This window comes from Dyadobacter sp. CY261, from assembly GCF_021440085.1.
Lineage (GTDB): Bacteria > Bacteroidota > Bacteroidia > Cytophagales > Spirosomataceae > Dyadobacter.
On sequence record NZ_JAKCPW010000006.1, the window covers coordinates 150,852 to 171,451 of the forward strand.

General features: G+C 47.0%; 19 protein-coding genes. 9 read left to right on the forward strand and 10 right to left on the reverse strand.

Annotated features, from left to right (window positions below):
- Positions 1-10 precede the first annotated feature (10 nt).
- Positions 11-1,291, reverse strand: coding sequence for a DUF349 domain-containing protein (locus LZD49_RS17895; protein ID WP_234668945.1), 1,281 nt, complete (start codon positions 1,289-1,291; stop codon positions 11-13).
- 72 nt (positions 1,292-1,363) lie between these two features.
- Here LZD49_RS17895 and ettA point away from each other — a divergent pair, with 72 nt between their 5' ends.
- The 4 genes from ettA (at position 1,364) to LZD49_RS17915 (ending at position 6,883) form a co-directional block, all read left to right on the forward strand.
- Positions 1,364-3,031 (forward strand): energy-dependent translational throttle protein EttA, encoded by a 1,668-nt coding sequence (ettA, locus tag LZD49_RS17900; RefSeq protein ID WP_234668946.1) that lies wholly within the window; start codon positions 1,364-1,366, stop codon positions 3,029-3,031.
- 234 nt (positions 3,032-3,265) lie between these two features.
- On the forward strand, positions 3,266-4,648 hold the full coding sequence (gene murC, locus LZD49_RS17905) for a UDP-N-acetylmuramate--L-alanine ligase (RefSeq protein ID WP_255721065.1): 1,383 nt from the start codon (positions 3,266-3,268) through the stop codon (positions 4,646-4,648).
- Between the two features lie 36 nt (positions 4,649-4,684).
- Entirely contained in the window at positions 4,685-5,281 is a 597-nt protein-coding gene (locus LZD49_RS17910) for a TIGR00730 family Rossman fold protein (RefSeq protein WP_234668947.1), read from the forward strand.
- Between the two features lie 18 nt (positions 5,282-5,299).
- Positions 5,300-6,883 carry an OmpA family protein gene (locus LZD49_RS17915; protein ID WP_234668948.1) on the forward strand — a complete coding sequence of 528 codons (1,584 nt, stop codon included), beginning with the start codon at positions 5,300-5,302 and terminating at the stop codon, positions 6,881-6,883.
- Here LZD49_RS17915 and LZD49_RS17920 read toward each other — a convergent pair.
- From LZD49_RS17920 to ispE, 4 genes are all read right to left on the reverse strand, one after another.
- On the reverse strand, positions 6,864-8,063 hold the full coding sequence (locus LZD49_RS17920) for an acyltransferase (protein WP_234668949.1): 1,200 nt from the start codon (positions 8,061-8,063) through the stop codon (positions 6,864-6,866). The genes LZD49_RS17915 and LZD49_RS17920 overlap by 20 nt on opposite strands.
- An 89-nt stretch (positions 8,064-8,152) precedes the next feature.
- Complete coding sequence (locus LZD49_RS17925) at positions 8,153-9,331, reverse strand: helix-turn-helix domain-containing protein (protein ID WP_234668950.1); 1,179 nt, start codon at positions 9,329-9,331, stop codon at positions 8,153-8,155.
- An 81-nt stretch (positions 9,332-9,412) separates the two neighbouring features.
- Positions 9,413-10,024: a heme-copper oxidase subunit III gene (locus LZD49_RS17930; RefSeq protein ID WP_234668951.1), complete on the reverse strand. Its 612-nt coding sequence runs from the start codon at positions 10,022-10,024 to the stop codon at positions 9,413-9,415.
- Positions 10,025-10,111: 87 nt separating this feature from the next.
- Complete coding sequence (ispE, locus tag LZD49_RS17935; RefSeq protein WP_234668952.1) at positions 10,112-10,921, reverse strand: 4-(cytidine 5'-diphospho)-2-C-methyl-D-erythritol kinase; 810 nt, start codon at positions 10,919-10,921, stop codon at positions 10,112-10,114.
- Between the two features lie 127 nt (positions 10,922-11,048).
- Between ispE and LZD49_RS17940 the strand changes: the two genes are divergently transcribed.
- The gene (locus tag LZD49_RS17940; protein WP_234668953.1) at positions 11,049-11,699 is read left to right on the forward strand and encodes a Uma2 family endonuclease; all 651 of its coding nucleotides are present in this window, start codon (positions 11,049-11,051) and stop codon (positions 11,697-11,699) included.
- Between the two features lie 3 nt (positions 11,700-11,702).
- Here the strand turns inward: LZD49_RS17940 and LZD49_RS17945 are convergent, their stop codons facing one another.
- On the reverse strand, positions 11,703-13,163 hold the full coding sequence (locus LZD49_RS17945) for a M20/M25/M40 family metallo-hydrolase (RefSeq protein ID WP_234668954.1): 1,461 nt from the start codon (positions 13,161-13,163) through the stop codon (positions 11,703-11,705).
- 307 nt (positions 13,164-13,470) lie between these two features.
- Here LZD49_RS17945 and LZD49_RS17950 point away from each other — a divergent pair, with 307 nt between their 5' ends.
- Positions 13,471-14,955 (forward strand): xylulokinase, encoded by a 1,485-nt coding sequence (locus LZD49_RS17950; protein WP_234668955.1) that lies wholly within the window; start codon positions 13,471-13,473, stop codon positions 14,953-14,955.
- Between the two features lie 51 nt (positions 14,956-15,006).
- On the opposite strand, the gene LZD49_RS17955 is transcribed toward LZD49_RS17950, so the two are convergent.
- The gene (locus tag LZD49_RS17955) at positions 15,007-15,342 is read right to left on the reverse strand and encodes a single-stranded DNA-binding protein (protein WP_234668956.1); all 336 of its coding nucleotides are present in this window, start codon (positions 15,340-15,342) and stop codon (positions 15,007-15,009) included.
- A 250-nt stretch (positions 15,343-15,592) separates the two neighbouring features.
- Here LZD49_RS17955 and LZD49_RS17960 point away from each other — a divergent pair, with 250 nt between their 5' ends.
- Positions 15,593-15,949 carry a hypothetical protein gene (locus LZD49_RS17960; RefSeq protein ID WP_234668957.1) on the forward strand — a complete coding sequence of 119 codons (357 nt, stop codon included), beginning with the start codon at positions 15,593-15,595 and terminating at the stop codon, positions 15,947-15,949.
- Positions 15,950-15,979: 30 nt separating this feature from the next.
- Positions 15,980-16,855, forward strand: a complete 876-nt coding sequence (locus LZD49_RS17965) for an aldo/keto reductase family oxidoreductase (protein ID WP_234668958.1) — start codon at positions 15,980-15,982, stop codon at positions 16,853-16,855.
- A gap of 50 nt (positions 16,856-16,905) precedes the next feature.
- On the opposite strand, the gene LZD49_RS17970 is transcribed toward LZD49_RS17965, so the two are convergent.
- Positions 16,906-17,490 carry a hypothetical protein gene (locus LZD49_RS17970; protein WP_234668959.1) on the reverse strand — a complete coding sequence of 195 codons (585 nt, stop codon included), beginning with the start codon at positions 17,488-17,490 and terminating at the stop codon, positions 16,906-16,908.
- 134 nt (positions 17,491-17,624) lie between these two features.
- On the opposite strand from LZD49_RS17970, the gene prfA reads away from it, so the two are divergent.
- Positions 17,625-18,698, forward strand: coding sequence for a peptide chain release factor 1 (gene prfA, locus LZD49_RS17975; RefSeq protein WP_234668960.1), 1,074 nt, complete (start codon positions 17,625-17,627; stop codon positions 18,696-18,698).
- Between the two features lie 227 nt (positions 18,699-18,925).
- On the opposite strand, the gene LZD49_RS17980 is transcribed toward prfA, so the two are convergent.
- On the reverse strand, positions 18,926-19,486 hold the full coding sequence (locus LZD49_RS17980) for a DUF255 domain-containing protein (protein WP_234668961.1): 561 nt from the start codon (positions 19,484-19,486) through the stop codon (positions 18,926-18,928).
- Between the two features lie 167 nt (positions 19,487-19,653).
- On the reverse strand, positions 19,654-20,574 hold the full coding sequence (locus LZD49_RS17985) for a DMT family transporter (RefSeq protein ID WP_234668962.1): 921 nt from the start codon (positions 20,572-20,574) through the stop codon (positions 19,654-19,656).
- Positions 20,575-20,600 lie beyond the last annotated feature (26 nt).

The window sequence follows — 20,600 nt, forward strand, 5'->3', positions numbered from 1 at the left end:
CCGGTGAGCGTCACCCGGTAATAGCCTTTAATTTTCTTTCGAATTCGATCAGTATCCGCTCTTTCATCTGCACCTTGCGTTTCTGGATGTTGATGCGGCCTGCGGCTTGTTTGTCCACTTCCGGGTCACCAGTAGCTGTGCGGTCAAATTCCAATTGCGCAAACTCCAGATCGCTTTTTTCACGTTTGGTAAGCCATTCGAGCTCTCGGTATTTGGTACGAAGCTGTTCTTCTGGGCTTTTCAGATCGAAAGCCGGATATTTGCGGCTGATCACCCGAGCCAGGTAGCTCAATTCGAATATCTTATCGCAAATCATCCTGAAGCGTTCGGCAAGCTCCTTGTCGGCCAGTTTGAAAGGAATTTTAATCTCTTTCCACTTGCTGAGCAATACTTTCGCTTCCTGTGATGCTTCAATGATATCCGGCGACCTCAATAGCGTTTCTGCCTGTGCCAGCAATTTCTGCTGTTCAAGCACGCGTGGGTCTACACGTACCTTCGGTTCGATGCCTTTCGCGGCGTTATACTTATCGTAAAACAGTTTTAGGAAGTGACGGTACGCCTTGTTTACTTTGAAAAAGCGCTTTGGCGGAACCTCTCCAATATTGTTCCATGCATTACGAACATCCCTTGCTTTCTGATAGGCTTCGTCGAGATCTCTCGCATAACTAAGCGTTTTAGTGATCTTGATAAGCTTTTCGTACTCCTCGATACGATACTGGTTGAGTTTGTTCTGCTCGTCGAAATAGTCGCGGCGGCGTTGGAAGAAATCGTCTAGTATTTGCTGGAATGTAGTTTCTACTTCTTCCTGATACTCTTTTTCAACCGGGCCTGTGCGGATCCACTTGGCTTTGATTTCCTGTATCTGATCCGTTGCTGTGGCATAATCGGTAACAGCAGCAGCAACCTTCACATCTTCGATTAATGCACGTTTGATTTCCAGGTTCTTAAGCTGATTCACCTCGATCAGACCTTTGAGATATTCTTCTTTCTCTTCGAGCCTTTTCAGGAGGGGGACAAAATCACCCAATGCATCAAAACCTTTCAGCTTGCGTTGTAACTGGATCAGTTTGGTAAGATAGGAGCCCTTATTAAGCGCTTCATCTATTTCGCGTTCCAGCTGTTCCACTTTGTTCAGGACAATGTTAAAACGATTCTTAAAATAGTCAATCGCTTCCTGCTCAGTCCTTTTTACTTCTCCAATTTGCCGGTCGGGGAAATCCAGATACCCCTTTAAAAATACTTTGCTGTCCTTAACGTAGCCGTATTCATCATTCAATGTGGCATTTTCCATTCTTTCAATTTTTTTTATCTGCTAAGTGTAGGGATATATAACGATATTTGTTACGCACAAATTAAACAAAAAATGAGTAACGAAACCATTATTTTCTCAATGTCGGGGGTTAACAAAATCATTCCTCCCAACAGACATATTATTAAAAACATTTATTTATCCTTTTTCTACGGTGCTAAAATCGGTGTACTCGGTCTGAACGGATCCGGTAAGTCAACTCTCCTTCGCGTGATCGCCGGCATCGACAAGGATATTCAGGGCGATGTGGTTTTCTCTCCGGGTTACTCGGTCGGAATGCTCGAACAGGAACCTAAGCTTGACCCCAACAAAACCGTCAGAGAGGTTGTTGAAGAAGGAGTACAAGAAATTGTGAACCTACTGAAAGAATTCGACGAAATCAACGAGGCCTTCGGTGCGGAAGACGCGGATTTCGACAAATTACTCGAAAGACAAGGTGAAGTGCAGGAAAAACTCGACGCAGCGGACGCCTGGAACCTCGACAACCGGCTTGAAATCGCGATGGATGCCTTGCGCTGCCCACCGTCGGATACATTGATCTCTACTCTTTCAGGGGGTGAAAAGCGCCGGGTCGCGTTGTGCCGCCTCCTGCTGCGCCAGCCCGACGTGCTCTTGCTCGATGAGCCTACCAACCACCTCGACGCCGAATCTGTGCTATGGCTCGAAGAACATTTAAGACAATATAAAGGGACTGTTATTGCGGTTACTCACGATCGTTACTTCCTCGACAACGTGGCCGGCTGGATCCTGGAACTCGACCGGGGCGAAGGTATTCCCTGGAAAGGCAACTATACTTCCTGGCTGGAACAAAAGCAGGAACGCCTGAAAAAAGAAGAAAAAACCGAATCGAAACGCCAGAAAACATTGCAGCGCGAGCTGGAATGGGTGCGACTGGCACCAAAAGCACGCCAGGCCAAATCTAAGGCCAGGCTGGGTGCATATGAAAGGCTCCTTGGCGAAGAAGGCCGGGAGAAAGAAGAAAAATTGGAAATCTTCATCCCCGCAGGCCCCAGACTTGGCAACAAGGTAATCGAGGCACACAATGTTTCGATGGGATTCGGCGACAGGCTGCTTTATGAAAATCTTAGCTTTGCATTGCCCCCAAATGGTATTGTCGGCATTATCGGGCCAAATGGGGCCGGTAAAACCACCTTGTTCAAACTCATCACCGGCCAGCTCAAACCACTTACCGGGCATTTCGATGTGGGTGATACCGTGCAGTTGGCCTATGTGGACCAGGAACACGACAACCTGGATCCTGCTAAGACGGTGTATCAAAGCGTTTCGGATGGCAACGACTGGATTATGCTCGGCGGCAAACAAGCGAATGCCCGTGCATATGTGAGCCGTTTCAACTTCGGCGGTGGCGATCAGGAGAAAAAGGTTGGAACTTTGTCGGGTGGAGAGCGTAACCGCGTACACCTGGCTATGACGCTGAAAGAAGGCGGTAACCTATTGCTGCTCGATGAGCCGACCAACGACCTCGACGTGAATACGCTCCGGGCATTAGAAGAAGGCCTGGAAAACTTTGCAGGCTGTGCGGTGATTATCTCCCACGACCGCTGGTTCCTGGACCGTGTGGCAACGCATATTCTCGCATTTGAAGGGGATTCACAGGTTTACTGGTTCGAGGGAAACTTTTCTGAATACGAGGAAAACCGTCGTAAACGTCTCGGCAACGACGCCACCCCCAAACGCATCAAATACAAGAAACTGGCTTAGTCAGTTTGTAATTTCAGTTAGTCAGCGCTCACGTCAAAGTGAGCGCTTTTTTTGTGCCTTAACCGACATACAACGTTTGGCCACCGGTTCGTGCGTCACCGGACTAATACGGGCAGATGGCGCACAAGAAAATGGGATGTTTGTAAAGGAAGCCGGGAAATAGCTCATGGGCGGGATTTGCCCGAAGATCAAATCTTGCTAACTTTCGAACTGAATCAGTTTTTAGAATTGTCAATGAGTCAAACTTCATCTTTGCATAAAATACATTTCATTTCGATCGGTGGCAGCGTGATGCATAATCTGGCGATCGAATTGCATTTAAAAGGGTACATTGTTACCGGATCGGATGATGAAATCTATGAACCGTCGTCCAGCCGGCTGGCGCAATATGACTTGCTCCCTGCGGTTACAGGATGGTTTCCCGAAAGGATCACAGCCGATCTGGACGCAGTGATACTCGGTATGCACGCAAGGCAGGATAACCCCGAGCTTGCAAAGGCGAAGGAACTGGGAATAAAAGTGTATTCTTATCCCGAGTATATTTTTGAACAAAGCCAGCACAAACAAAGGGTGGTGATCGCAGGCAGCCATGGGAAAACGACGATCACGTCGATGGTACTGCATGTTTTGAAAGTCAATAAGAGAAACTTCAACTACCTAGTCGGTGCACAAATAGAGGGCTTCGACAATATGGTTAGGCTTGCTGAGAATGCCCCGTTGATTGTGATCGAGGGAGACGAATACTTCACCTCGCCCATCGACCCGACGCCGAAATTTATCCATTACCAACCCCATATTGCGCTGATAAGCGGCATAGCCTGGGATCATTTCAATGTATTCCCGACCTGGGAATCTTATGTAAAGCAGTTCGAGCTCCTGGCCGACTCGCTACCTAAGGCAGGCGCCATTATTTTTGACGAAACGGACGACATGCTGGATGTGATCGGACAAAAAGAACGTCCGGATGTCGCAAGCATACCTTATAATGTGCATCCACACCGGATCGAGGACAACAAAACAATCTTGATTACCGCGGAAAAGAGCGAAGTTCCGGTGCTGGTTTTCGGTAGTCACAATATGAAAAATATCAGCGGTGCCCGTCAGGTGTGCGAACGACTGGGTATCACGGATGAAGAATTTTATCTGGCTATCAGTACGTTCAAAGGAGCGTCCAAGCGGCTGGAGCTGCTGGGAAGCAATGGTTCCGTAAATGTGTACCGCGATTTTGCGCATGCACCTTCTAAGGTAGAAGCAACCACAAGTGCTTTAAAGGAGCAATTTTTGGAGAGAACGCTGGTCGCATGCGCGGAGCTGCATACTTTCAGCAGCCTTAACAAAGTCTTTTTGTCACAATATCGCCGCAAATTGAAGGCGGCAGACATTGCTGTTGTCTATTACAACCCGCTGACTCTGGAACACAAAAGGCTTGAAAGTTTGTCGGAAGAAGACATCAGAACAGCATTCAAGCGTGATGACCTGAAAATTTTCACCGATTCATCCGAACTAGCAGCTTTCCTGAAATCGCTTACATGGAAAGATGCCAATTTGCTGCTAATGAGTTCCGGCACATTTGGTGATCTTGATTTGAAAAAACTAGCTCAGGACGTGCTAGCTTAAACTATCCTGTCCTAACCACACATATTCCGATATCCGATGCAATCCATAGTTGTATACTGCGGTTCAAATCCGGGAAAGAAAACGCTATATTCCGAGGCCGCCTACGAGTTAGGAGCAGAATTGGCCAGGCGAAACATTAAACTCATTTACGGCGGAGGCAATATGGGACTGATGGGCCGCGTCGCCGACGGAGCCATAGACAATGCCGGATTTGTGACGGGCATTATCCCTAATTTCCTGGCTAAACTGGAAGTGGCCCACAAAACCCTGTCGGAGCTGCATTTTGTCGACACCATGCACGAGCGTAAAGCCAAAATGGTATCGATGTCCGATGGTGTCATTGCGCTGCCGGGAGGATACGGCACATTCGACGAGCTGTTTGAAATTCTAACCTGGTCGCAACTCCGAATTTTCGAAGGCACTGTGGGACTTCTGAACGTCAACGGATTTTACGACCTTTTGCTGCTGCAACTCGACAAGATGGTGGAAGAAGGCTTTTTGCGTCCCGATAACCGCGAGCTTTTGGTAGTTGCCGACGACCCTGCCACGCTTCTTGAGAAAATGGAGACCTTCCGTTCGAGAAAAGCGGAAAATAAGCCGCTGGACAGGTCGTTGTATGTAGATAAAAACTAGCCATTCTATCAAAGAACAATGCGTGCTCTCTGTCTGTTAGCTGTAACGGTCGCCACCACTCTAAGTGCTTATGCGCAACTGGAAAACCTTGGAAAATCGGTCAATACCGAATTCAATGAAATTAGTCCGATCATCTCCCCGGATGGTAAAACGATCTATTTTTCAAGGGTAAGCCATCCTCAGAACACGCACGGACCGAAAGGCAGCCAGGACATCTGGTTTTCAGAACTAAAAAGCGATAAATGGACGCCAGCAAGAAGGCTGCCTTCACCGCTCAATAAGGAGGATTACAACAGTCTTTACAGCATTACACCCGACGGTAATACACTGCTGATCAAAGGGTCATATAAAAATGGAACTTACGAGACGCGGGGTTTTTCCACCAGCAAAAAAACGGCTCGGGGATGGTCAGCTCCCAACAAGCTGGACATTCCGGGATATACCAAGCTCAGCAAGGGGCAGTTCGACTGCGGCTATCTTTCCAATGATGGAAAAGTGCTTGTAATGTCTTTCAGTGAAAAGAAAAACAGCAAAACCGACGACTTGTACGTCAGTTTTAAACAAAAGGACGGCACCTGGACAAAGCCCTTAAACCTTGGTTCCGAGATCAATACTGAGGATTTTACGGAAACCACTCCGTTTCTCGCCCCCGACGGCGTCACACTTTATTTTTCCAGCGACCGGAAAGGCGGACAAGGCAGTAATGACATCTATTACAGCAAACGGATTGATAAATCCTGGAAAAGATGGAGCAGGCCCGTTAACCTCGGCGCAGCGATCAATACCGATGGCTACGACGCCTACTACACCATTTCCGCATTAGGCGACTTCGCTTATATGGTGTCCTTCAAAGACACAGAAGGCAAAGGAGATATTGTCCGCTACAACCTCCAACCCAAAACTTCTCCAGCCGATTCCTCGGCCGAAGCACCGATTGCCGTTATTCCCCCAGCCGACCCGGTGGTAATGATCAGTGGCAAGGTGATCGACTCCAAAACAGGCAAGCCCGTAGAAGCAACTATCATTTATGAAGACCTGGCAACTGGTGAAGAAGTAGGGACTGCTACCACCAACCCTACTACCGGAGAATACAAGCTGATACTCCCCTACGGGCAGAAATACAGCATGCGTGCCGTTGCGCCCAATTTCATAGCCGAAGGGGAGAATATCGACCTTACAGATTCAACAGGCACCGGCAAGGAAAAAACCTTTAAAGAAATTGCCAACAAATCCCTTAAGCTAATCCCGATCGAGGAAGGGCAGATCGTACGGCTCAACAACATCTTCTTCGCCACAGGTAAGGCTACGCTTCGCGATGAATCATTTCCCGAATTAAACCGCATAGCCATTTCGATGGCCGAAAATAAAACGCTGACCATCGAACTCGGCGGGCACACCGACAATACCGGTAGCGCGGAATTTAATATTGACCTATCACAGGCCCGGGCCGACACTGTGCGTGAATATCTTATCGGGAAAGGGATCGAGCCCGACAGGGTCGCCAGCAAAGGCTATGGAGAAACCAAGCCTGTTGCCAAAAACGACACCCCCGAGGGCCAGCAGCAAAACCGCCGTGTTGAATTCAAGATATTGAAGAAATAGGCGCTACCTCAGTGTCCGATTTTCGTTGCTTAATCGCCTTCATTCCAAACAACACCCGCAGAAAATTGCTACGTCGGATCACAAAATGGTAAAGTCCCAGGCATAGGACAAATGTTGCCATGCAGAGGTAAATGAACTTCACAAACCAATGCACCGGCTCATTAATCAATGGGTAGGCCAGGCAAATGATCACCGTCTGGTGCAGGATATAGAACGGGTATACCGCCTCGTTCGCATATTTGAGGAGCGGGTTCGTGAATTGGAGGTAAGTATATCCATAGCCGAAGATCGACAAAAGGATACACCATGCATTGGTCGTCTTGATGAGATCGTAAACCAGCCATTGAGAAACATTCATATCCTGGTCGACGGTCCAGTAGAATGCATAGAGAGCGATGGTTAAAGTAATCCAGATTCCTAGCATAATCCGCCGATACTTTTGCAATGTTTCCCAGAAACGACTTTGCGTGCAGATCACAAAACCGGTCACAAACAGTGTGAAATCGTGAAAATGCTCGTTCCAATCCGTTACCAGATTATGTGTGGTAGGAAAATGTTCGGACAGAACAAAACTTCCGCCGACATGCCACAAAACCGGAACGATGATCAGCGCCCATGGGTTGGCAAAGAAAGCCGCTATACCGCTTGTAATCCCCGATCGGCGACGCAGAAACAGTAGTAGTGGCAACCCCAGCAGTGAATAACATAAGATATAAACCAGGTACCACAAATGATGCCAGCTAAAACTTCCTTTCGGATAAGGCATAAATTGGAACACGGTTTTGTAAAAATCCCAGTAATCGTAAGACTGGCCCTGCGTAAGCCTCTCCAAAAATATCTGCGGCGGCACAATCACGAACATTCCGAAAACGAGCGGCACAAAAATCCTTACAAACCGCTCCTTCAAAAAAGCTCCCGGTGTGCGATTGCCCAAACCGAAATAGACACCCGCGCCTGAGATCATAAATAATAGCGACATGCGCCATTGACTTGTGAACCGCATCGGCCACTCGACTGCGTGGGTTACGGTGTTGTTTTTGATGTGCCATCCCCAGTGGTTGAAAAACATACCAACGTGAAAGAAAATAAGAATGCCGAATGCGATGACGCGCAGCCAGTCCAGGTCGTAGCGTCGTGCATTTATGCAGGTGGAATGAAATTGGTTGAATTTTGTTTCCATGTCTAACAGAATTAGTTAATGCCCAAAACTAGGGCTGGAAACAAGGGCAAAACGACCGTTCTGATCCGTCAGAGGTTCTTCCCGATAAGTCAGAACTTCTGATCAACTTGCTTTTTACGGTATTCCGAGGGTGTCGAACCGGTTACCTTGCGGAAGGACGTGTTAAATGCCGATTTCGAATTGTAACCGACCATCTGACCGATTTCTTCTATTTTGATATATGCGTTTTGCTCGTCAGCAAGCAGGCGCCGGGCTTCCTGAATACGGTACGCACCGAGAAAGTCGAAAAAACTTTGCTTTAACTCCTCATTCAATATTTGTGACAAGTGATGGGTCGAAACACCCAACCGTTTGGCAAGCATCGGCAGAGAGAACCCGGGATCGAGAAATAATTTTTCCGAAACCATAATCTCCTGCAATTTCCCGAGTGTTGCGGACTGGATTTCGGGCGTAAGAGACGATTTCTCATACTTCCTGGGGGCCTTTTCATTCGCTTCCTGAAAAAATAATGACTTTCTTATGACTGCAAAACCGGTGATGTAAATAATCAGGGAAATGAATGCAGCAATAATATGATCGCCCAGGTCATGCCTGAACGAAACCCTCACAACAAAGAAAACGACAACCAGAAATGCCAGTTGCAGGCAGAAGTCCCTGAACCATGTCAGCGAACTCTTTTCCCCTGTGAAAAAAGAAACGCCACGTTTCCGGAAAGCTTTCGTTAGAAACACAATGCTTGCAACCTGGTAAATGAGCATGCTCGCAAACGTGAAATCATTGATATGCCATTTCGGATAAAACATCCATTCACTTCCGTAACTGTTCGTCGGAAGGCGTGGCATTTCGGGATGAAAAGAGCCTTGGTTAGCGTTATACTTGAAGTCCAGGCCTTGCGGGTAAATGAGCAGGCACATGTACGCGAGGTAAATCATGAATGGAATGATGTGTAACCATCCCCGCTTGTCTGACCGTTGGTTTACCCCGGTTTTAATATAAAGAAAGGTAGCCGGAGCGATCAGCAGGTTTAAAGGTTCACTGAAATCGACCAGCCAGAGAACCTGGAACATGTAATTGGTATATCCCAGCCATACATCTGTGATAATGATCGCCATCGCCAGGATGACAATCCCGAGAAAGAGGTTCGATTGCCGGGTGCTGCCTTTTGAATGTGAAAGGAAAACGTAGGACAAAATGAGCCCCTGCACACAGCCCAACAGAATGAACAACGAAAAAAGGTCTGTACGGATCGGAGGCGAAGCGGGAATCATGTTAAAGCATCTCTGATTCAAATATACGAAATCTCGAATGCAACTCAGGAACCGTCAGCTTTTCGTCAGGGGGAGGTTAGTTCAGTACAGCACGATCAGAAATATAAACACCACCAGCCATAGTGCGCCAGTGAAATGCCAGTAGCGGGTGAAAAGCTTGATTCGAAGACGATTGGGCGGATTGACGCTGTAAACGAAGGAATCAACGTAACTCCTGTTCTTAATAGCTCTTCTGAACAGATCGCTCAAATATAGCACACCAGCCATCATGTGCAGAAGATGCAAGCCCGTGAGCAGGTAAATGAAGCCCTCCGAAGTATTCACACCACTGAAAACACCGGCGTTGACCATTTCCATCCAACCCCCGGCCTGCAACAGGATAAAGATGAAACCTAGCAACAACGTCGCTCCAAGAAACACCCGATAATGCAGAAATCGCTCATTCGCAAAGGCAAGGTTCGCTTCATGCAGCGTGATGCTGCTGAATAAAATCACGAGCGTACTCAGCCAGAACATATCCGGTAAAGCCACCAAATGGGCCGCCTCTTTATGTGCACGTAGAAGAAAAATAACGAAGATCGATGTGAAAAGCACAGAGCTACCTGCAACACCTAACCAAAGCATAAAGCCCAGCGGCTCGCGGCGTTTGGTAAAAGGGTTTTCGGTTTGCCTCGTAGTATGCTTTGGATTCATCTCCTAGTTATTGACGACTTAAAAAGCGCAAATCAAAGTGAATATAACGACTATTTAATACCTTAATACATAACACAGGTGTTAAATTTACTTTAGAAAACCCTGCCATAACCGAAAATGGGGGAAATCAGGCTTCAAATTTTGTTCATGCTCAAAAATACCGAACATTGTAGATCCTGAACCGCTCATCGCAGCGTATTGCGCCCCGAGGTCGTACAGTTTGTCCTTTATCGTTTCCAATAGAGGAAATTTTTTAAATAGCGTTGCTTCAAAGTCGTTATGCACGCGATCTTTCCATTCGGTGATCGGTCCGCTAAGTATAGTACGTAAATCTTCTGCGCTTCGTTTCGCCACCACCCCGGAATATGCTTCAACGGTCGAAATGTGGATTCCCGGATTCACCAGCACGATCCATTTACCTGAAATTTGAATGTCGATCGTGTCAAACTTATCCCCTTTTTCAAAACAGTACATAGGCCTGTTCCGTATAAAAAAAGCACAATCGCTGCCAATCCTCCGCGCATATTGTTCCTGCTCCTCGATGGAAATGCCCAGGTCGAACAGTTGGTTCAATGCCTTGATGGTAAAAGCCGCGTCCGCCGATCCCCCGCCAAGCCCTGCACCGATGGGTACCGTTTTCAACAAATGTATCCTGACAGGTAGCAGGTCGTAATCACTGGCCAGCATTTCGTACGCCTTCGTGCAGAGATTATCCTTTGTACTGCCGGGAATGGCAATGCCATCGGTATGAAAAGAAAACGACTCCGCCAACGTAATCTCCAACGCATCCGACCAGCCAACAGGATAGAAGCAGGACTCAATGTTGTGAAATCCATCGGCGCGTTTTTCAACAATGTTTAAACCGATATTGATTTTGGCGTTCGGGAATACTAGCATCGTTTCATCAATTGCGGTGCAAATATCTGGAATTTGGCCTTTCATCAGACATTTTGCCTCAGGTTAAATGCTAATTCCATGGCTCATTGGGGCCGAACTTTCCGGCGTCAAATGATTATATTTGTTAATGATGAAAGTAGAGACAGCAATGGCTATGGAAAAGATCATCCACTCACCGTTCGAAAAGATCGAGCTCACAGACAAACCCTTCGTTTACGAGATCGATCTGGCAGGAGAGCAATTTGGCATGGAGGAATTATACCTGCTCTGCCAAAACAATCCGGATCTGCGGATCGAGAAGGATATTCATAACACACTAACCATTATGACGCCAACATTTACCAAAACCGGTTTGATCAACACTGAATTAGTCGTTCAACTCGGGATATGGAATAAAAGAACTAAGCTCGGATACGTTTTCGATTCCAGTACTGGCTATCAACCCGCACCGGGAGCTTTGTATTCGCCAGATGTCAGTTGGATTGAGAAACACCGCTGGGATAAATTGTCAGAATCAGCCAAGACAAGCTTCGCGCCCATATGTCCGGACTTTGTCATCGAATTAAAGTCAACATCCGACCGTCTCAAAAAACTAGAATTGAAGATGCAGGATTGGATTCAACTGGGCGTGAGATTAGCCTGGTTGATTGACCCGATTAAAAACCAAGTCAGAATCTTCTCTCCCACCGCATCTGAAATTGCTATACCTCTCACTTCCGTCGTTTCAGGTGGTGAAATACTACCGGGTTTTGAACTTGACCTGAGGGACATTAACTAACTACTATTCCCAACGCCACTCCTGGCCAATGACCAGTTCCTCTTTCAATCCTTGAGCTATCAGGAATTCACGGGTCTTCTGATCCGATAATTTCTTCACCGCAATGTTTTCCGTGTTGGATAGTGCGTACAGGTACATGGATGCAATGCGCACTGTGTTCTCCAGCTGGTCTTTGTTCACGAGACTGAAATCGTCGCAATCGGCGTGATAACACTGTAATACGCCCGGATCCAGATGTCCCGACAATCCGGCAATAGGAATACCTTCCAGCATGAAGGGCTGATGGTCACTATGCAATCCTGCCCTGTTCGCCGTCTCATTCTTGTATTCATTATCCACCGCATGGATAGCCTGACCGACGTTCGCGAAGAATTCGCTCATTTCGTCCCGCCCAAATGTATTGGCACCTTTCGGATCGTTGGTCATATCGAGGTTCATCATATAAGAAACCTTATCGATATTCCCCGATTTCTTGAGCTCGCTTACAAAATGTTTTGATCCTAAAAGTCCCTGTTCTTCGCCCATGAACAAAACAAACTGAATGGTTCGCTCCGGTTTTACCTTCAACGTCCTGAAAGCCCGGGCAACGTCCATTACTGCAAAGGATCCAATTCCATTGTCAATCGCACCGGTTGCAAGATCCCATGAATCGAGGTGCCCGCCTATGATCACCTTTTCATCCGATTTGCCTTTTAACGTAGCAATTACATTGCGCGCTTTAATCGGCTTGGCAATGTTGTGCATATCAATGTGTGCTTCAAGTGGTCCTTCATCTTTAATCCACTTGCGAATCTCAAAACCACTTTCGTTGGATATACAAACAGCGGGAATGGATATAATGGCTCCGGTAACAGAGGCGGTACCGGTCAGCAGGATTTTTCCGGGCGCTCCATTGACCATAATCATCCCTTTTGCACCATACTTGATCGCCAGCGCCGTTTTCTCTGATCGGTGTAAATTCTTTTTTCCGGTCACACCTACCAGATTGATGTTAGCCATGGCTATCTTACCCTTCACCTTCTCTTTTAGCGCTATAAAGTCTTCTTCCAGCCCATTGCCTACATCCACAATTTCACCCTGTAAATTGGATTCCACCGGAGAATGCGCCAATGACACCACCGGGACATCACGGAAGTTGTCGCTGCTGCCCGGTGCGATCGATAGTGTAACCGTATCCCGCATCCACGCCTCAACTTCGAAAGGTTGGTATACTACATCGGTAAAGCCGTAACTTCTCAACAACTTAAATGCATATTCCTCAGCCTTTTCGCCATTGGTACTGCCAGTAAGTCTGTGCCCGATCGTTTTAGTCGCCTCGCCAAGTGTTGCATAAGCCTTACTGTTCTGTCTGATTTCCCGATCCAGACGCGAGAATGGCTTTTCCCACTTTTTTTCAGCAGGGCGAAATTCAGAGAACAACAACACCAGCCCACCAATGAGAATGACTTGTACAACTTTCTTCATAATTCCCTATCAAGGATGTTCGCAACTTAAATTTTAACCCAAATATCGCAATAGAAATTTGACCTCTTGCAAGATAAACACAAAGGAGACTGGAAATTCAACCTTTTAGTTTCGTCGTGCTATCAATATATCGATTTTACGACCGTTTTTAGCATCTTTTCCTGTATCTAAACACCACAATATTATATAAGTGTATATTTTACACTTATTATACTTCTTTTCTTAAGCTTATTTGAACATTTTTGTATTTTTTAGCACTTATATTTAAATCTTGAAGTAGTTTAAATCAAAATAATCATATTTCGCAATGTATTTCCTTGGATTCGATTTGGGCAGTTCGTCCGTCAAAGCTTGTTTAATTCACGCAGATACCGGGGCCGTCGCCGCCTCCGCGTTCTATCCTGAAAGGGAAATGACCATTGCAGCACCAAAACCGGGTTTTGCTGAACAACAACCGCAGATGTGGTGGGAAAATGCATGTCTGGCCTCAAGGTCAGTCATCCAAAAAGCAAACATTTCACCCGACGAGGTCGGTGCGATAGGAATATCATACCAAATGCACGGGCTGGTCGTGGTAGACGAAAACCTGAATGTCCTCCGCCCATCTATTATCTGGTGTGACAGTAGGGCTGTCGAAGTTGGTAATCGGGCAATGGAAGCATTGGGTGAGGAATATGTCTTGCCTCATCTACTCAATTCGCCTGGCAATTTTACCGCTTCCAAATTGGGCTGGGTCAAGGAGAACGAACCGGAGGTGTATGCGAAAGTGCATAAGTTTATGCTGCCCGGCGACTATCTGGCAGCACGCATGACCGGCGAAGTGGTTACAACACCATCCGGCTTGTCTGAAGGTATATTCTGGGATTTTGTGAACCAGCGTCCGGCGGATTTTCTATTTGACCACTTTGGATTTAGCCCGGACATTCTTCCCACTGTTCTTCCGACTTTTGCGGAACAAGGACAGGTTACGGCCGCAGCAGCCGCTGAATTGGGCCTGCGCGCAGGCATTCCGGTAACCTATCGTGCCGGTGACCAGCCTAACAATGCATTTTCGCTCAATGTACTTGAACCGGGCGAAGTAGCCGCAACTGCCGGAACCTCCGGGGTGGTGTACGGCGTCAGCGATCAGATCAAATTTGACCCAAAGTCAAGTGTCAATACCTTTCTTCATGTCAACCCGATCACTTCCGCTTCGCGTTATGGCGTACTTTTGTGCGTAAACGGCACGGGAAGCCTTAACGGCTGGCTACGCAATGCTTTATTCCAGGGAAATATATCCTATCCCGAAATGAACAACCTCGCGGCACAGGCACCTGTGGGTTCTGACGGTCTGTTCTGTTTACCATTTGGCAACGGAGCTGAACGCATGCTCGAAAACCAGGATCCGGGCGCTACTTTTAAAGGTCTGCAATTCAGCCGTCACGGCCTGAGCCACTTCACGCGCGCGTCGCAGGAAGGCATTGTCTTTGCCTTGTATTATGGCATGGAGATCATGGAAACCGTGGGCGTCTCGCTACAAAACATCCGCGCTGGAGAGGCCAATATGTTCCTTAGCCCTGTTTTCCGCGAAACTTTCGCCAACGTGTCCGGCGCGACTGTTGAATTGTACAATACCGACGGAGCGCAGGGGGCGGCCCGTGCGGCTGGTTTCGGATTGGGTTATTACAAAAGTCGCGAGGACGCATTTGTCGGACTCACGGCATTACGCACGATCGAACCCGACCAGGCACTGGTGGATGCGACACGCGAAGCTTACACCAACTGGAAAGCGACACTGGAAAAAAGTCTTTAAAAATAAGCGGCCTCATGTCTTACCTGGCATGAGGCCATTTTTTCCCTTGTTTCAAACCCCTGCCTCCTGCTTCTTAACAACTTCCTCCACCTTATGGGCAGTCACCTCCACACGCCGAACCGTGCGATTTTCCTTATCTAAAAATTGCCGGTAAGTAAGTCGTCCCTCGATGGAAACCATTTTCCCTGTTGTCAGAAATGTTTCACACCGTTGCGCCAGCTCCCGCCACACGACGACCTGGTGCCACACCGTATTTTTGACTTCTTCCTTGTGTCTGTTCACATAGTCTTCGTCCGTTGCCAGAGAGAAGGTGAGCATTTTACCACCTTCAAATTCCTTCACATTGATTTCGCGACCTACGTTTCCGACCAATTTTACCGAGTTCATAACTGCTGCTGTTTAGATGATCAATGATTGATTAATATGCCGACAATGACGAACCGGCATTGCAAAGGTGTGGTCGTTGAACAAAAAGACTCGGTTATTAACTACTTACAGTCATATGAAAACATTTGCAGCCGTTTGCAAGCGGAAAAACAGGGCCTGTGCATCCACCAAATGAATTTCACTATATTGCATTTAAAGTAAATCTATGCACACCGACCCGCCCTAACCGGTGCGGACGAATCAGGAAGACATGAAAAATTGCCAGGAATGCGGAAAAGCCCTCGTGGGCAGAATGGACAAGAAGTTCTGCTCCGACATGTGCCGGAACAGTTTCAACAACCGGCTTAATTCAGATTCCTACAATATTTTAAGGAATATCAATAACCAACTCCGCAAGAATCGCCGGATTCTGGAAGAACTTTGTCCAGAGGATAAATCCAAAACGACCAAGCACATTTTATTGTCGAAAGGTTTTGACTTCAACCTCATTACCAACATTCGCCCAACGCTCAAAGGCAGCATTTATCACTTTGTTTACGATTACGGGTACCTCGAACTGGACAACGACTTTTATCTGATCGTAAAGGCCAAACGATTGGAGAAATAGATATTTTTGCAGGAATTCAAACTACCACCGATGAAAAAAGTAAGCCTCAGCGATTCCGGCCCGAAGGTCTCGGAAGCAATTTATGGTTTCTGGAGATGGACCGACGAAGGAGCCGTCACCACTACACAGATTGAAAAGACGGTCAACCTGTGCCTCGACCTGGGTATCAATACGTTCGACCATGCTGACGTTTACGGCGAGCATACCATTGAAGAGCACTTCGGCAAAATCATCAGTAACAAATCTTTCAAAAGAGAGGATATCGTGCTGTTCAGCAAATGCGGTATCCGGAAATCGAAGGATAAATATCTGACCTATCACGATAATTCACGCGAGCACATTATCAATAGTATTAACGGCTCTATGAAAAGGCTCAAAACCGATTACCTCGACATTTTCCTACTTCATCAGAGCGATCTGCTGGCCGACCCCGAGGAAACAGCCATGGCACTGGCCGAAATCGTAACTTCCGGTAAGGCGAAGCATATTGGTGTAGCCAATTTTACAGTTTTTCAACATCAATTGCTGGCATCCTACCTTCGTATACCGATCGTAACAAACCACATCGAGCTGAATTTGATGAACACAACGGCCATCGAAGACGGCCGGATCGACTTTATCAAGCAAAGTTTTAGCAAACCTCTCGCATGGGCACCGCTGGCCGGAGGAAAAATTCTCAATGGCACGGACGAAAAAGCCGTTCGCTTAAGAGCGAAACTGGAAGAAGTTGGCAAAAAGTATGATGCCAATATCGAGCAGACTGCCGTGGCATGGCTGATGAAATTAGGCACATTGCCCATCATTGGCTCTCTATCCGAAGCGCGTATCCGCAATGGCGCGAGTGCTTCGGATATCAAGCTGAGCCGGGAAGATTGGTATGATATCTACCAGGTTGTTGGGAAGTAATATAAATGGAGTATTGCTCAGAAGCCAGGCAATACTCCATTACAGCTCTATCAATCTTTCAACTGCTTGGCATCGAGCTTCCTGATAATCTCCTTTTTATTAAAAAGCAATCGCCAGACAGCGAAGGTCGTATCCTGACCTGCCATGCATCTTTTGCAAATGACACTTCCTGGCGACACCGGCGCATTGTAAACCAGTAACGTATCGTTGAGCTGCTGCAAATTGTCCCCTGCCTGCGTATTGCTCTTGGCACTATATGCATATGCGTCCAGAATCTCCCGCTCTTTCGGATCAAGGGCGGGATTTTTGAGGTCTTTGGTCCCTAGCAACTGCACTTTAACCCCATATTCCTTTTGCAACGCAGCTATAACGGGAATGCCACTCAGATCCTGACAATGCGCCAGGCCCGTGTCGGGTTTCCTTTCGAGTTCAGTTTTTAAGGATTTCTCCGCAATCTGAGCTATTTTCTTTCCCCATTCATCTGCGGAAGAAATTAGTTGCACGTTTGTGACACGTTTTATTTGTGAAGCCTTGATCTCCCGGTTTAATTCCTTCGTGTTCTCGATACGGCCGCTTTTAAAATCGCAGCTGGCAACTATGCTCCCCAGCGCTACGATGCATATTAGTTGTTTCATTGTTCCAAACGTTAATCTAAATAATCGTACGGCATTTTAGCGGCCACACTACCCTAGCCTCTTGAAACCATTCATTTAGCTAAAATGCGTATCTTTGTGCCCCGAATGCGTCGTGCCAAAGATATTCAATAAAGATGATCGATAAATTAGAAGCTATAAAAGAACGGTTTGAAGAAGTTTCCCAGCAAATCATTCAACCGGAAGTTGTGTCCGACTCCACACGTTATTCCAAGATCAGCAAGGAATATAAAGACCTTGGCAAAATCGTAGAGCAATATGTGATTTACCAAAAGTTGCAGAAGGACATTGCCGGCACCAAAGAGTTGATAGCTACCGAAAAAGACGAAGATCTACGGGAAATGGCCAAGGAAGAGCTCGACGACCTGGTACCAAAGCTGGAAGAACTCGAACAGACGATCAAAGAACTACTCATCCCAAAAGACCCGAACGACAGCCGCAACATTATCCTCGAAGTCCGTGGCGGTACAGGTGGCGATGAAGCCGCTATTTTCGCCGGCGACCTTTTCAGGATGTACCAGCGCTTTATTGAAAAAATGGGGTGGCGGTCGTCAGTGATGGATTATACCGAAGGAACCAATGGTGGCTACAAAGAAATTATTTGCAAAGTCGAAGGCGAGGATGTTTATGGTAAGATGAAATTCGAATCGGGTGTGCATCGCGTTCAGCGTGTTCCTCAGACGGAATCCCAGGGCCGCATTCATACTTCCGCTGCTTCCGTAGCGGTGTTGCCCGAAGCGGAAGAGGTCGATGTGCAGATCAACATGAACGACGTCCGTGTCGACACTTTCCAGTCGTCAGGCGCGGGTGGACAGTCGGTTAACACCACTTATTCAGCGGTGCGTCTGACGCACATCCCGTCGGGACTTGTCGTAAGTTGCCAGGACGAGCGTTCGCAGTTAAAGAACAAAGACCGAGCATTGAGCGTGTTACGCTCCCGCCTGTACGAGATAGAGTTGAAGAAACACAATGACGCCATCAGTTCGCAACGGAAATCGATGGTGGGCAGTGGGGATCGTTCTGATAAAATTCGAACCTACAACTACCCGCAAAGCCGCATTACCGATCACCGTATTGGTTATACCGTATACAATCTTCCGGCTGTAATGGAAGGCGACATCGCCGAACTAATTGAGAAGCTCCGCATTGCAGAGAACGCGGAACGGATGCAGGAAGGGGAAGCGGTTTAGCTTCTAAATGACTTTAACTAGTACACCGATCTTTCAGGCTTGTCGTTAAAATGTCTTAGCTCGATCTCATCAGTACTATAACTGAAATCATCCTCGAAAAAAGCCAGTTTCACTGCATTTCATACTTACCTATTAAAGTTAATATAAGAATTTTGTTTTGATGGGTTTCAAAACACATTCGGTGTTAATAAACTTTAAGTTAGGAAGTTGAGTGAATTGAACGTTCTCTACTTCGCAGGATACAATTCCCCGTACGTCTTCGCCTTATATCCCTCGAAGTCCTGTTTTTTGTGATAATCTTCTCCAAAAAACGTGATGATCTGATGAAATTCTTTTGCTTTCAGATAACCCGGGAGTGGCTGGATTATGTTGAAATGATCGTCCAGAAATACGGTTGTCGGATAGCTCGGCTGATTATTGGTTAAGGCCAACGCGATTTCATTGATGCCGCGACCGCCCTGTTCGAGGTATTTAAACTGTTTGTCACCTAACTTGATTGTCGCCTTTTGTTCGGCGTCGAGCTTGACGGCGTAGTATTTCTTGTTGATATAGTCGGCGACAGCCTTGTCCTTGAACGTCTCGCGATCCATGACCTTACACCAGCCACACCAATCGGTGTACACGTCGATCAACACCTTGCGGGGTTCCGTCTGGATTTTGACAAATGCTTCTTCAATGGTCAGCCAGTGGATTCCTTCCGCTGGTCTGCTGTCCGTGTCAGCTTTGAAACCGCTAAGGAATACAAGCATTACAGAAAATATCGTGAGTAAAGAAAGGATTCGTTTCATGCTATTTGTAGATTTCCTATTTAAACAGATCTGTGACACCAATCATTGCCACACTGATCTTCAAACTGCTACTCAATATGGAAGCCAGCAAAGTCTTCTCAATTTAACGCATTTTTGACGAAACCAATACACGCGAGTTCGAGCGGACCCGCATTTAATGGGTTACTCTAAGCCTTTTTGGTTTTGGCAAATGAAACCAATATGCCGCCGGCGATGATCAATAGCATGCCTGTCAGCATGGATAATGTAGGAATGGCCTCTCCCATTAAAAACCCGATCAAAACAGAGAACAGGATATTGGAGTAACCCACCGCGGCGACGCGCCCGGCTTTGTCGTAGGTGAAAGATTGCGTAAGCATTTTCTGCCCCAAAAGTGCCGTGAGCCCCAATGTCAGAAAGCCCAGCCAATGATAAGCATGCTGTGGCCATTTGAAAGTCCCGATGAGGAAGTCGAGGTGCTCCATCGGATAATAAGTACCGACGAGCATCGATAAAATGGGCATAACAATGCCGCTGAGCATAAATGACAGAATAATCGCACGCGTGTCGTACACGACTCCGAGCTGGCGTATCGATAGATAGGAAATGGCCGTTAGCAAAGCATTGCCCAAACCCAGCCCATTATCTCTCAGAGATGACGAAAGGTCAGGACGAAAAACGAAAAGGATTCCTGTAAAACCAACAAAAATGGCCATCCATTCCTTTGAATTCAGTGTTTCTCCAATCAGCAACCAGGAGAAAAGTGCGAGGAAAATCGGATAGGTGTACTGATAGGTCGATGCGCGTCCAAGTCCGAGCGTTTGGATCGCGTAAAAGAGCATATATAGCGACAATGTACCCACTACTCCCCTAAAAATCAGTAACCCTAATTTACCGCCTTCCTGCCTCAACGGCCGTTGCCAAATGCTGCTAATAATAAAAACCACACCGACGATGTTTCTGAAAAATACCAGCTGGACGATGTGAAATTCGCGCCCAAGCCATTTGGAAATCGCCGATGTAAGCGAAAAGAAAAAAGCGGCTCCCAGCATGAGATAAATGCCTTTGAGGGAGGATGTAGCCGAAAACTTATCTGTTGAGGTAGCCAAAAGCAATCAAAATTTGCCGCAAAGAT

Excerpts from the sequence above, each read along its gene's own strand:
- LZD49_RS17895 (WP_234668945.1), bottom strand. The coding sequence starts at position 1,291 with ATGGAAAATGCCACATTGAATGATGAATACGGCTACGTTAAGGACAGC.
- ettA (WP_234668946.1), top strand. The coding sequence starts at position 1,364 with ATGAGTAACGAAACCATTATTTTCTCAATGTCGGGGGTTAACAAAATC.
- murC (WP_255721065.1), top strand. The coding sequence starts at position 3,266 with ATGAGTCAAACTTCATCTTTGCATAAAATACATTTCATTTCGATCGGT.
- LZD49_RS17910 (WP_234668947.1), top strand. The coding sequence starts at position 4,685 with ATGCAATCCATAGTTGTATACTGCGGTTCAAATCCGGGAAAGAAAACG.
- LZD49_RS17915 (WP_234668948.1), top strand. The coding sequence starts at position 5,300 with ATGCGTGCTCTCTGTCTGTTAGCTGTAACGGTCGCCACCACTCTAAGT.
- LZD49_RS17920 (WP_234668949.1), bottom strand. The coding sequence starts at position 8,063 with ATGGAAACAAAATTCAACCAATTTCATTCCACCTGCATAAATGCACGA.
- LZD49_RS17925 (WP_234668950.1), bottom strand. The coding sequence starts at position 9,331 with ATGATTCCCGCTTCGCCTCCGATCCGTACAGACCTTTTTTCGTTGTTC.
- LZD49_RS17930 (WP_234668951.1), bottom strand. The coding sequence starts at position 10,024 with ATGAATCCAAAGCATACTACGAGGCAAACCGAAAACCCTTTTACCAAA.
- ispE (WP_234668952.1), bottom strand. The coding sequence starts at position 10,921 with ATGCTAGTATTCCCGAACGCCAAAATCAATATCGGTTTAAACATTGTT.
- LZD49_RS17940 (WP_234668953.1), top strand. The coding sequence starts at position 11,049 with ATGATGAAAGTAGAGACAGCAATGGCTATGGAAAAGATCATCCACTCA.
- LZD49_RS17945 (WP_234668954.1), bottom strand. The coding sequence starts at position 13,163 with ATGAAGAAAGTTGTACAAGTCATTCTCATTGGTGGGCTGGTGTTGTTG.
- LZD49_RS17950 (WP_234668955.1), top strand. The coding sequence starts at position 13,471 with ATGTATTTCCTTGGATTCGATTTGGGCAGTTCGTCCGTCAAAGCTTGT.
- LZD49_RS17955 (WP_234668956.1), bottom strand. The coding sequence starts at position 15,342 with ATGAACTCGGTAAAATTGGTCGGAAACGTAGGTCGCGAAATCAATGTG.
- LZD49_RS17960 (WP_234668957.1), top strand. The coding sequence starts at position 15,593 with ATGAAAAATTGCCAGGAATGCGGAAAAGCCCTCGTGGGCAGAATGGAC.
- LZD49_RS17965 (WP_234668958.1), top strand. The coding sequence starts at position 15,980 with ATGAAAAAAGTAAGCCTCAGCGATTCCGGCCCGAAGGTCTCGGAAGCA.
- LZD49_RS17970 (WP_234668959.1), bottom strand. The coding sequence starts at position 17,490 with ATGAAACAACTAATATGCATCGTAGCGCTGGGGAGCATAGTTGCCAGC.
- prfA (WP_234668960.1), top strand. The coding sequence starts at position 17,625 with ATGATCGATAAATTAGAAGCTATAAAAGAACGGTTTGAAGAAGTTTCC.
- LZD49_RS17980 (WP_234668961.1), bottom strand. The coding sequence starts at position 19,486 with ATGAAACGAATCCTTTCTTTACTCACGATATTTTCTGTAATGCTTGTA.